This is a genomic window from Bradyrhizobium sp. 76 (assembly GCF_023073025.1).
GTDB lineage: Bacteria > Pseudomonadota > Alphaproteobacteria > Rhizobiales > Xanthobacteraceae > Bradyrhizobium.
Genome location: NZ_JADPIS010000137.1, coordinates 25737 through 36803, shown reverse-complemented (window position 1 = coordinate 36803; position 11067 = coordinate 25737). Strand labels below are relative to the sequence as shown.

The following is an 11067-nucleotide window of genomic DNA, read 5'->3' as shown; positions in this document are numbered from 1 at the left end:
GGTCTTTGGACGCCTGCGCATACGACACGCCGCGCTGCTTGATCAGCCGCACGGCCTCAAGCTTGAACTCCCGCGTAAACTGCCTTCTCTCCATGACGCGCCTCCGGCTCCATAAAACACCTAACTTGGTGTCTTCGGAACCGGGTGCAGCTCAGTAGACGATCTTTCGGGAAAAAATTCGCCTCGCTCGTCTCCAATCTGGGCCGGGTCTCACCGCCTGAGAGCCTATCGCAAAGAAAGAAAACTTTGTAGAAAATCCCGGACATCAGGCGAATAGGAAGCGCCGGCCTTGTGTCGGACCCCGTAGAGGCGACGAACAGACACTTTTAATCCGGCCTCTTCGTACAACTCCTTTGCGATATTTTGGGCAGCAGAAAGGCCAACGTCTGCAAAGCCCCCAGGCAAGGCCCAAAGACCATCGCTCTTCTCACGGACCAGAAGAACCTTGTTCTCTTCTACGATCGCTCCGCGCACATCGACTTTCGGTGTCGCATAGCCCTTCGCGAAATCAGAGACGAGCCCTTCTATCCTCTCGATGGGAACACTTCCCAAGTCGGCGAGCATTTCATTGGCTATAGAGGCAATCTCCTCGTAACGTTCTCGATCAAATTGATCTCGCGCAAAATGGAGCCCACTAGATGCAATAGCTTGCAATCGTTTCCCAAACGTCAGCCACTGAGGCTCCATAGCGCACTCCGTCATCATTCCGATGATATCATAGCAAACGGCGCATTGAGGCGAAAGCTTATGCTTTGGAATTCAGCCAGAGTCAGCGCAAACAGCGATGAATGACCAATCCCGAGTCGCCGCGCAATATAGCGAAGTCGCACCCGCACAAACCGCTTGCGAGGCAGGGTCTTGAATGCCCAGCGCGGCGATCATCGGATAACGAAGGGCGGAATTCGCCGCGACGCGGCCTCCTGAAGATCGGGATCTCCTGCCCCAGCTTCTGTGTACGGTTCCTGTGACGGCCCCTGGTACGTCATTTTGAGCTGAGCGCGCTTGTGCGGCGTGAGCGATGTTATGAGGTCGCAAGTTCCAGCGCACGAGTCCGCAGATGCGCTTGGCGCGATGTCCTGGAGATCGGCCAGCATCAGAGGGCCGCGTCGATGCTTGTGCCGGTCGCCTCCATACCGCGCGTCCTGGCAAATCGCCGGACTCGAGGCTACGCGGCGGCGACTACTTAAAAACTAGCTCCGCTGTGGCAGGCTGGCCGATGCGAAGAGCGAATTGGGGTCTAAGGCGCAGCATAGTGGGCAAGCTGACATCGACTGCTTCGATGATGACAAATGTGTTCGAACCAATGGCGAAGGCACCGAAGGCACCGATTGTTCGAGCGGTCGAAATGAGCTTCGTACGTGCGATCGGAAGAGGTGAGACGATGGTCTAGGTTGTTCATGGCGGCACGTCGTGCGGCTTAGGAGGAAGGCTCGATCATGATGTTTCGAAATCGCGCCGGCCTGCAGATAGAGATGATATCTGAGGACCAAGTGCTCTGCACTCTGCTCTATCGTGCCATTTCCATGAGGACAATCTCGATCGGATCTCCGCCAAGCCCATGAGAGAAGTAGCCCTTCTGGATGGCCCTGAAGCCATGACGTTCATAGAACCGTTGCGCGTTCAAGGTTGACTCGATTTTGATTGGTCCTGGGTGTTCCTTTGCCGCGGCTTCAAGACCAGCTTTGAGCAATCGCTCACCAATTCCGCGGCCTGCTGCCTTCGGCAAAACGAAAAGGCGGGTCACCTCGCCAGGAACTGAGTCGACGAACCCCAATACCTCGCCGTTCTGCTCGGCTATGATCGTGGTGCCCGCAGCGATGACATCCTCGTAATATTTGGCAGTACGTTCTCCCATCCACCCCTCCAGTTGCTCGGGCTTGTAATGGGTGATTGCCAGTCCTTGAACCGATTGTGCCGTCACGTCATAGAGCGCCTGGGCATCGCCAGTGCAAGCCGCGCGCAATACCGTTTCGCCATCAACTTTGGTGCCGCTCATTGGTGATTCCTTCGCAACCATTCACCAAAACTTATCTCAGATTGTGGCCGCAGCATTCCCGCAAAATTGCAGCGGGATGAGCCAAATCGTGATCTGTAGCGCGTCGCGTGCACCGAATCGCTGCATCCTGACGCCGCGCATTTGCACGCCCTGCCGGGCGAGAAGATGTACGCGTCATGCCAGCGTGAAATATCTCCACTTCGAAGGGGCCAAGCTGCGAGACGTCATACTCGCCGAGCTCGCCGGGGTGGGGTAGATCGACGCAAAAGCATCAAATAAGCCGCTTTTCGAAACAACAGCGCCGGTTGTAGCGAAAAAACTCCTGGAGGGCTTGTATGATGCGGGGCTTACGCAGCGTGGTGCTCGAATATCCCGACCAGCTTGAGATCACACAGGATGTGGAGAGGTGCTGGGGCCGTGGCAGTTTGGCCGTCGTCCCCGGGTATTCAGGCATGGCCATCGGCTGGCCCTTATCCTGAGTTGCATGATGGCTTTGAACACCTCACGATGAACTGAATGGCCAGGATCATGAGCTTATCCCCTCCTGATAAACGAACAAAGCTAACCCTTGCCGCTCTGATGATCGCTGCGTTCGCCATTGGCCTAGATACGTTTGTCATCATCGGGGCACTAGAAGTGATTTCTGGTGACCTCAACATTTCAACCGGTGCGGCGGGATGGATAATCTCAATCTACGCACTCTCCTACGCTGTTTTTGCGCCGCTGAATGCCTGGATGTTCCGGGCCGCAAGCCGCCGCAATGTCCAGATCCTATCCGTTTCAATCTTCATCATCGGCAACGTGATCTGTGCGATCGCACCGAACTTTGCAACCCTGGCTGCAGCTCGCGTCATTTCAGCCTACGGCGCAGCCATGTTCACCCCGGCGGCCACCGCATTGGCAACCGAGCTCCTGCCGCCCGGTCGCAAAGGGTCGGCATTGTCCCTTATCTTCGGTGGTATGACCGTTTCACAAGTTGCGGGTGTTCCGGCGACCAGCTGGATCGCTGATGCCATCGGCTGGCGTTTTGCCTTCGGTTTCGTGGCAGTTGCGGGGCTCCTGGCATTGCTGATCTTTGCCCCTATGATGTCCGGTGTCTCTGCAAAGGCGCCGGAGCGCGGAAAAAGCCCGGCTTCGAAAGACTTTCCCAGGGCTATCTACGGTGTTCTTTCGGTTACCCTATTCGTGGTCATTTCCGAGTTCGTTGTTTACTCCTATGTGAGCGTCATTATCACCGGTTCTCTGCTTACAGGCGTGCCGCTGCTCTCAGCCGCGCTCTTTGCGTACGGTTTCGGAGCTGTGACAGGAAACGCAGCGTGCGGCTTTCTAACCGATCGTTTCGGCCCCTACAAAGTTCTCATTGCGGTGATCGGCGCACAACTAATCGTTCTCGTAGCTCTGGTTGGATTCGGGCATCATGGTGCCTTAACCGTGCTCATCGCATTTCTTTGGGGCAACGCGAGTTACATGTATCTCGTTCCGATCCAGCACCGGCTTCTCGATCTAGCCGGGGAGAGGTCGAAGCTAGTTTTGGCAATGAACAGCTCGACCACCTTCGCAGGAATAGCCATCGGGGCCGCTCTCGGCGGTATCCTCGTCGAAACTAGCGGGGTCACATCCCTTGCTGCAGGGTCGATCCTGATTGGCCTCATCGGCTTCGGACTGGCTGTTGCCTTTATGAGTGAAGTTGCAGCTGCAGAAGCTGCCACTCCGGCAGTCCGTGGGTTCGACTAAGGCATACGACCCTATGACCAGACCTCATAGAGCAACGGCATCCACCACTTGGCACGCTCGACGATCCTTCACCGCGCCCAAAGTAAGAATGCGCTGGCCTGGTCGCGCTGGCCCGCACCGCGGCGGCTGGCTAGGCACCGCGGATGCCGTTATTATGCCGAGCCTGAAAGTGCAGTAACGTACGTGGTTCTTGAGATTGTTGGCCGCCTGGCTATCCAAGACCCGCAGACCTCGATGGCCACATGGGCCAATACTGATTTACTGCGCTCGAGTCAGAAATGCTTTCAATGCCGAGGCGGCGTACTGAGATTGATCGAATTCGTTCAATCAGACCGGGCTGAGGGCCCAGTGAGTCGGAAAGCCTGAAAATGTTTCAGCCAGAGACCCGGTGTCAAGCTGGAAAGTATGGTTGCATAGAAAGGAGACGCGAACTTGGAAACTCCATCCGAATTGAACGAACTGCGGAGCAGCATCGACAATCTCGATGCGGCCCTTATCCACATTCTCGCGGAACGTTTCAGGTGCACTCGGCAGGTCGGAAAACTAAAAGCGCGACTTCAATTGCCTTCGGCAGATCCAGCTCGTGAGGAACGCCAAGTAGAAAGACTACGCACGCTCGCACAGGCAGCTAGCCTTGACCCAGAGTTCGCCGAGAAGTTCCTATCATTCATTATCAAAGAAGTGATCCTGCATCACGACCTTACTCGTGGAGCAAACGCCGACGTGTAAAATTGCTCGACCACGCGCGTTCTCGTCGGAGCCGGTGATCTTCAACTTGGCTGAACAGGTATGCGCTCGATCAGTGTAGGTCGTCTTAGCATGGAGGATCACGCTCGAGCCAGAAGCCCGGCCCGCTAAACCACACATTCTCTGAGTCGTTAAATCTCGGCTCACCTACGTGCAACGCGCGAATTGGAAGGTTGCGAAGCGGCAACCCGTCGATCGCGTTATGTAGACGTCTTGCAGCGTCCTCATCGCGTCCACCCGTGCAAGGATAAATGGAGACGGCACCAATGGAAGAGGCCTCGAAGTGGTCTCGACGCCGTACCACATGGAGAAGAAAGCCTTTCCAGGTATCGTCGGTCATAGGCATCAGAAGCCGGCCACCTTCGACAAGGCGATCAAGCCAGACACGGGATGGGTGAGTGGCTCCGGCGAACACGATGGCGATATCAACCTCGCCGACATCTACCGCCCGGCCGTCGCCCGAGACGACATCGACCTGGGGCCAGCTCTCGAGGTTCACTCGGGCCCGCGACGCCAACTCTGTGTCGGTTTCGATCGCCGTCACACGACCAGCGGGTCCGACAATCTCGGCCAGCACCGCCGAATAGTATCCGGTGCCGGCACCGACCTGAAGTACCTGCTCGCCGGCGGCGATGTTAAGATGGTCAAAATTGCGGGCCCAGAAGCTGGGCATCCCATTGTTGAGGTTACGACTCGCATCGATCGTCACGAGAACGTCATGGTAGAGCCAGCGCGGGTCGTCATCAGGAGTCAGAAATGGGTCGCTGTATGGGTCGGAGATGATGCTCCACGGCCCAGGGCCTACGAATTGCTCGCGCCGAACGGTGGCGAAGGCCTCGATCAGCTTCGGGTTACGCAGGACCGGGACTTTGTATCCCAGGTCTTCTGCATACCAGCGGCGCGCCGCTGCCAACGTGTCGTCCATGAAGGCTCTCCTGTTGCGATACAGACGATGCGTCTGAACTCCGGTCGGGCAGACACGTCAAAAATGTTTTTCTTCGGCTGTCCGCACTGGGCTGGCTGGAGCGCATAGCACTGTGAACATGGAACCATTGACTATCACTCCCCACCCTGCCAACGCGGTCGCCCATGCGACTGATGTCGCATCTGCGATAGATGCCCTGTCCGATATCGATCTCGTGCGGCTCAAAGCTCTTGCACGATTGTGGAGCCGCGACCTGCCGGGAGGGCTCTCCTGGACCGACATCCTCCACGAGGCGATTGCACGCACCCTCGACGGCTCGCGCCCCTGGCCGCCCGGCGTGCCCATCCTGGGCTTCCTGTCGGGCGTCATGCGCAGCATCTGCAACGACCATTGGCGTCGTGCGCGGCTTGAGCAAAGGCTGTTCGTGAGCCGCGATAACGAGGACCAGCGGAGCGGGCCCGGTGGAGATGCCGACGAGGTGCCCGATCCGGAGCGGATCTTGGTTGCCGCACAGACGCTGGCCAACATCTATCGGCTGTTTGAGGGTGATCCACTGGCGCTGAAAATCATCGCAGGCATGGCTGGTGGTCTGGCGGCTAGAGAGATTTGCAAGATCCATGAGATGTCCGAGCTCGATTACGACACGACACGACGACGGATGAGGCGCACGTTGCTGCGCCAACACCAGTACTGGAACAAGTGATGACACGCTGGCACCCGAGTCTCGATCTGGAGCGACTGTTCGAATCGCTAAGCGTGGAAATCCTTTCCGCCACCGATGAGGAGGTGCGCCAGATGTCCGACCGTCAAGGATGGAAGGTCGCTAATACGGCTCAAGAGCTCAGAAAACTCATCAGGGCTGCGGGGGCGGATGTTGGCGTGAAACAAGACTGCGACGGGCGCGGGAGAACTGGCGTCGGCGGCAGTATTGGCGGCGTTGAGCAAGCGGAGAAAAATCAGCAATAGACAATAGTATGCCGGGGGATATCGTCCGCGAGCGTCCACGATGTCGCCCTTCGGCCCCAGAACTCGGCGGCATTGCCCATCGTCGATGCTGACCTGTCAGGTGCGAGCGGGTCTGCCGCGGCGAGTCCAGAGAGCGAGGAGCGCGGTCGTGACTAAGATCATCACGCCGCATGCCATGTAGAGCTGAGCTTCCGTCGTATTCGGAAGCAAAGTGGGAAGCAGGAAGATCAGCGCACCAACCGCTCCGGTTAAAAGACTAGTAAAGGCCTGAACGCGTCCGATTAGCGCCGAATCGACCACGGTTAAGAGATGTCCGTTCGCCGCCGCCCGCGAGAGGTTCCACAGCATCCCAGCCGCCCCATAGAGCACAATTGCGACAAGCGGGTCGGTCGCAAAGGACAGGACGAGCAACGAGCCCGCCGCGGCGGCCACAAGGGGCGTGGTCATACGAGCCATTCTTCTGGCCACCGCTGGGATCCCCGCAGCGGCTAGAGCGGCCATGCCCGCAATCGCAGCCGTCATCTCGAGTGTACCGAAGAGGCGACTACTTCCGCCGAGCGAATGACTGACGAATCCAGGTAACAACAGGTTTGTGATCTGAATGACGGCAAATACCAGGCCCACTGATACCGACGCGGATAGGGTTTGGGGCTCGTTCACAAGATAGTTGATCGCTTCACGAGAAGCCGAAAACAGGTTGAGGCGCTTCGCTGGGTGTGTGCGCGTAGGATACGCGGTCAGATTCCTCAACAGGGGCAGAACGGAGATCGCCACGAAGGCAAACAGGGCGGCGGTCGTCGCGCTGCCGACGTGAGCGATGCCGTAGCCGGCCGCACCTGTGCCCAAAGCCATCCCCGCCTGATTGAAGAACGACAATCGCAGGTTAAAGCGCATGCGCTCGGTCTCGGGAATCAGCGACTGCAGGATGCCGCTCATCGCGCCTGCTAGAAGCGCGTAGCCGAAAGCTCCGAGAACTGTTGATAGAAGGAGGATAGGACGCGAGAGCGCATCGGGCAAAACTTGTACCGGAGCCAACATTAGCAAGCCCACAGCTCTGACGAGTTGTCCCGATGCGGTGACCCTGAGGTGATTGTGACGGTCGACGAGATGTCCGCTAAGCGGCGCCAGGGCAAAACCGGCAAGACTGGAGGCCAGCAGAACCAGGCCCACCAGGTTCGATCCGCCCACATCGAACGCAACCCACGCTGGCATGACAATCCCGGCGCCGACGATGAAGAAGGAGATGGAAGAAAAGCCAATGAAGCAACGTCGCTGCATTACTTGCGAATGGAACCCGTGCATCTCTCTCGCTTGGCTCACTGAAAACGATCTCGGAAAACCCGCCCGCCGGTGCGGTCACGGTTTACGCCTGAATATTCGCGAGTGCTGCGGGCAATCACGAATAGATCCTCGCATCAGGAGACAAATGCGCGAAGCTGGCGGTGGGCTGCCTTGCTCACGGTCGTCTTGGCCTGGGTCAGAACATCAGCCCACAGCTCTTCGTCGAGCTCGCAATAGTCAAACAAGAACCGCAGTATGCGCAGCTGGTGTCCAGCAAACATCCGGCACACAAAATAGACAAAGGATTCACTTTCGTCCAAGCCATATCCGGTCATGTCAGGAAGGCCTTCCACAGTGCGCCAACATGGCCATCGGCCGTGAGTTCTAGCCAAAGCACCATGGCCGCCACGTCGAGCCATTGAGGGCCGCCCACAATCATCGAAATCGAAGTCCTGAACCCGCATGTTCATCGGCCTGACATCGCCATGACAAAGCGCTGTCGGGCCAATCGACTGGCTTGCACCCGCGCCCACGAGCAGACCTAGTGATTTGCTGATATCGTCGGCAAGCCTTGGAGACGTCTCGGCGATCATCGCGAGCGTCTCCTTGTCCCTCGCCTCGCTCAGAAGTTCCCTGTTCGGCGTAAGTTTCGTGAGCCTGGTCTGTCGGTGCAAATCGGACAGGGCAACGCCGGCGGACACCAATCGTCCGGTGTTGCCGCGAGTTCCCGCCCCGCAGCCGGAGCGAAGACGCCAAGAAGGCGCTTGGTGCGGTCAGGCAATTCGAATGTGGAGAACGACCTTCCCTCATGGTCGATGAGGGGCCGAGAAGCCTCAAGCCCAGGCGTACTTTCAAGGGCTCGGAGCACGGCCATTTCGCTGGCCACGTCGGCAGCGGAGCGGCCCCATGTTCGATACAGACGAACGAAAGCCCGATCTTGGGCGGCGTCACGAATCACGAACGTCCAATTCGCACCTTTCACAACTGTCGAGACCCTGCCGGTTAGGCCATAGGTATCGGCAACGTAGGCGTGAATCGCTCGCTCGACGGCCGCCCGTAGTTCCTGTTTCATGTCTACCTATCCGATCGCCGATGCGCCGCCCGGATATCACGAACACCTGGCCTCGTCCTGTGACGGTCGACATGCGCCGAGCAGAGCAGATATGCGAGCGCATGGAGCTCTGGTCGGATAAGCGGGTGTGGGCGGCCTAGGTTCTGTACCTATGACCATTGAGCGTTTGCGTTCTCGTGATTCAAGGTCCCCAGGAGGACCTTGAACATGGCCCGGTACGATTTTTCGGAGACCGAGTGGTGTTTTATCGCACCGCTGCTGCCCAACAAACCACGGGGCGTGCACGGGTGGATGACCGGCGCATCATCAATGCGATCTTTTATGTTTTGAAGACGGGCTCGCCCTGGCGCGATCTGCCCAGTCGCTACGGGCCCTATCCCCACCGCCGGCGCGCGTGATTCGCACGTCGAGAGTCCGCACGAGCAATAATTTAAGGGGGGATACGTACAGGTTATACCCCTCAAAATCGCTCCTGATCCTTACGAATCAAAAACGAACGGGTATATGCGACGGAACAAAGCCGAAAAATCGGGAGGACCGCAGGCGTGACAGAACATCACTCAGGAGCGATTCGCAATGTCTTTACATTTGGATATCCCCGACGAGTTGTTTGATTCGAAGCCTTTCTACCGTAACCGCGACGCCGCCCAGGCCGTGCTCCGTGAGATCAAGGAGCACATCAAGAAGACTGGTGAACCGCACAGGTGGCGGCATCACACGCATTCCACGCCGGTCGTCGGCTCCCGCATCGTATACATTGGCGAGTTCGACCTCCCGGAGAGCCATCAGGCCGCCGACCGGCATGCCCCCTGCCCGTGCTGCTCGCCGCGGGCGCCGAAGTACTCCCGCAGAGGAAAGATCGCCTGGTTTCCCGACGAGCATGTCATCCGCATGATCGGCCCCAAGTGCTTCCAGACGCTCAATCCCGAAGGACACTGGGAAGCCGTCGAAATATTCGAACGCGAGGAAGCCGAGAGGCGCACCATTAGCTACCTCGTGAAAAACCTGCATTTGAACGTACCGGCGCGCGAGGTGATCCAGAATGCGGTGCCCGTACTCGAAGCGATCGAACAGGTCCACGGGACGCTCCAGCGGCGCATAAACGAAGTGCTGCGGCTTGATCTCTGGCGGCACGTCGGTCGGGGCAGTCTCAGCGTCAACGTGGAAGGCCGCAGGATGAAGCGGACGCGCGGCGGCGCCCAGGAGGTCGTGACCTTCCTCGACGTGCGGCACTTCGCGGACTTTCCCGGCTTTCCCATGTTCAGCCCCAAGACCTGCCGGCTCGCCTCCCGCGCGACAGGCTGCGCGAAGCGGCTCAGCCTGATCGATTTCGGCGACGAGGTGCAAGAACGCGTCCGAGCCATGACCACCGAGGAGCAGGCCAAAGCAGCTCGAATACTTTCTCAAGGCATCTCTTCGGCAGCCAACATCTTTCAGGAGGCCAACGCCATTCGGAGCGGATTTGGCCCCATGAGCATCGCAAACCTGAAGGGGTGGACGAAGCATGCGGGATGTCCAGTGCACCTTGCAATCTCCGGCGACGAGCGCAACTTCTACATCGGCGTCGACGAAAACCATCCGATGCGGATAGAGATACCGACCGCGTTCTGGCACCGCTGCGGGGAGCTCCCGAAGATCCTGACCGTTGCTAACTGGGAAGAGGACTGACGCCGGATGCTGGCTTTCTTGAGCTACCAGACCGAGGAACGGGAGATCGCGGCGGGCGTCGCGGCTCTCCTGGGAACCTTGGGCGTCCAGGCCTTCATGGCCCACGAGCACATCGAAGTTTCGATGCAGTGGCGCGACGAGATACTGCGACAGGTCGGCTTAGCCGACCTGTTCGTGCCGATACTCAGCCAGCGCTACTACGCTTCTATCTGGTGCAAGCAGGAGTCTGGGATAGCGGCTTTCAGGCGCATGACCATTATCCCGCTCTCACTCGACGGCTCTATACCTCAGGGGGCGATCAACCATATCCAGTCAACGCTCCTGCAGGGCGGCAGGGCGACGTATGAGCAGATCCTGCCCGGCCTGGCATCGCACGAAGTCGGCTTTGCTATAAACGCGGCGACCCAGCTCATTGCCGGCTCCGGCAATTACCGGAGCGCGGAGGCTCGCTTCCAGCTCATCCTTCCATATCTCGCCCGTGCTACCGACCGTCAAATAGTCGACCTGTTGCAAATATCGCAACGGAACGGGCAGATCGCCCATGCAGCCTTATGTGCTCGGGAGTACCTGCCGCCGCTCATGCGCAGCCACGGCCACCTACTGCCTGCGGACGTGCGTGCCGACTTGGAGCAGACGCTCGCCCAGTATGCCTTCCCCCCGCCAGCCCGCTGAGTAGGT

The 11067-nt window shown here is 58.5% G+C and carries 11 protein-coding genes and 1 pseudogene; 7 read left to right on the top strand and 5 right to left on the bottom strand.

The window, feature by feature from the left end; genetic code table 11:
* Nucleotides 1–225 precede the first annotated feature (225 nt).
* Together IVB48_RS34925 and IVB48_RS34920 are read right to left on the bottom strand one after the other, a co-directional pair.
* Complete coding sequence (locus tag IVB48_RS34925; protein WP_247407435.1) at nt 226–687, bottom strand: NUDIX hydrolase N-terminal domain-containing protein; 462 nt, start codon at nt 685–687, stop codon at nt 226–228.
* Between the two features lie 820 nt (nt 688–1507).
* Entirely contained in the window at nt 1508–1996 is a 489-nt protein-coding gene (locus IVB48_RS34920; RefSeq protein WP_247385283.1) for a GNAT family N-acetyltransferase, read from the bottom strand.
* Between the two features lie 516 nt (nt 1997–2512).
* On the opposite strand from IVB48_RS34920, the gene IVB48_RS34915 reads away from it, so the two are divergent.
* Both IVB48_RS34915 and IVB48_RS34910 read left to right on the top strand, forming a co-directional pair.
* On the top strand, nt 2513–3730 hold the full coding sequence (locus tag IVB48_RS34915; RefSeq protein WP_247407430.1) for an MFS transporter: 1218 nt from the start codon (nt 2513–2515) through the stop codon (nt 3728–3730).
* Between the two features lie 432 nt (nt 3731–4162).
* Nucleotides 4163–4459: a chorismate mutase gene (locus IVB48_RS34910; protein ID WP_247407427.1), complete on the top strand. Its 297-nt coding sequence runs from the start codon at nt 4163–4165 to the stop codon at nt 4457–4459.
* An 85-nt stretch (nt 4460–4544) separates the two neighbouring features.
* Here IVB48_RS34910 and IVB48_RS34905 read toward each other — a convergent pair whose 3' ends face one another.
* Nucleotides 4545–5402, bottom strand: a complete 858-nt coding sequence (locus IVB48_RS34905; RefSeq protein WP_247407424.1) for an rRNA adenine N-6-methyltransferase family protein — start codon at nt 5400–5402, stop codon at nt 4545–4547.
* 118 nt (nt 5403–5520) lie between these two features.
* Between IVB48_RS34905 and IVB48_RS34900 the strand changes: the two genes are divergently transcribed.
* Both IVB48_RS34900 and IVB48_RS34895 read left to right on the top strand, forming a co-directional pair.
* Nucleotides 5521–6105 (top strand): hypothetical protein, encoded by a 585-nt coding sequence (locus IVB48_RS34900; protein WP_247407421.1) that lies wholly within the window; start codon nt 5521–5523, stop codon nt 6103–6105.
* Nucleotides 6105–6368 carry a hypothetical protein gene (locus IVB48_RS34895; protein ID WP_247407417.1) on the top strand — a complete coding sequence of 88 codons (264 nt, stop codon included), beginning with the start codon at nt 6105–6107 and terminating at the stop codon, nt 6366–6368. Before IVB48_RS34900 ends, IVB48_RS34895 begins: the two co-directional genes overlap by 1 nt.
* A gap of 96 nt (nt 6369–6464) precedes the next feature.
* Here IVB48_RS34895 and IVB48_RS34890 read toward each other — a convergent pair whose 3' ends face one another.
* A complete protein-coding gene (locus IVB48_RS34890; RefSeq protein ID WP_247407414.1) occupies nt 6465–7670 on the bottom strand; it encodes an MFS transporter in 1206 nt (401 codons plus the stop codon).
* Nucleotides 7671–7783: 113 nt separating this feature from the next.
* Complete coding sequence (locus IVB48_RS34885) at nt 7784–8242, bottom strand: hypothetical protein (protein WP_247407411.1); 459 nt, start codon at nt 8240–8242, stop codon at nt 7784–7786.
* A gap of 686 nt (nt 8243–8928) precedes the next feature.
* Here IVB48_RS34885 and IVB48_RS34880 point away from each other — a divergent pair.
* From IVB48_RS34880 to IVB48_RS34870, 3 genes and pseudogenes are all read left to right on the top strand, one after another.
* Nucleotides 8929–9095: pseudogene (locus IVB48_RS34880) on the top strand (transposase); the annotation flags it as partial.
* 202 nt (nt 9096–9297) lie between these two features.
* A complete protein-coding gene (locus tag IVB48_RS34875; protein ID WP_247407408.1) occupies nt 9298–10389 on the top strand; it encodes a hypothetical protein in 1092 nt (363 codons plus the stop codon).
* Between the two features lie 6 nt (nt 10390–10395).
* On the top strand, nt 10396–11061 hold the full coding sequence (locus IVB48_RS34870; RefSeq protein ID WP_247407405.1) for a TIR domain-containing protein: 666 nt from the start codon (nt 10396–10398) through the stop codon (nt 11059–11061).
* The last annotated feature ends 6 nt before the right edge of the window (nt 11062–11067 follow it).

Coding starts and splice junctions, on each gene's coding strand:
- IVB48_RS34925 (WP_247407435.1), bottom strand. CDS start 687: ATGGAGCCTCAGTGGCTGACGTTTGGGAAACGATTGCAAGCTATTGCA.
- IVB48_RS34920 (WP_247385283.1), bottom strand. CDS start 1,996: ATGAGCGGCACCAAAGTTGATGGCGAAACGGTATTGCGCGCGGCTTGC.
- IVB48_RS34915 (WP_247407430.1), top strand. CDS start 2,513: ATGGCCAGGATCATGAGCTTATCCCCTCCTGATAAACGAACAAAGCTA.
- IVB48_RS34905 (WP_247407424.1), bottom strand. CDS start 5,402: ATGGACGACACGTTGGCAGCGGCGCGCCGCTGGTATGCAGAAGACCTG.
- IVB48_RS34900 (WP_247407421.1), top strand. CDS start 5,521: ATGGAACCATTGACTATCACTCCCCACCCTGCCAACGCGGTCGCCCAT.
- IVB48_RS34895 (WP_247407417.1), top strand. CDS start 6,105: ATGACACGCTGGCACCCGAGTCTCGATCTGGAGCGACTGTTCGAATCG.
- IVB48_RS34890 (WP_247407414.1), bottom strand. CDS start 7,670: ATGCACGGGTTCCATTCGCAAGTAATGCAGCGACGTTGCTTCATTGGC.
- IVB48_RS34885 (WP_247407411.1), bottom strand. CDS start 8,242: ATGATCGCCGAGACGTCTCCAAGGCTTGCCGACGATATCAGCAAATCA.
- IVB48_RS34875 (WP_247407408.1), top strand. CDS start 9,298: ATGTCTTTACATTTGGATATCCCCGACGAGTTGTTTGATTCGAAGCCT.
- IVB48_RS34870 (WP_247407405.1), top strand. CDS start 10,396: ATGCTGGCTTTCTTGAGCTACCAGACCGAGGAACGGGAGATCGCGGCG.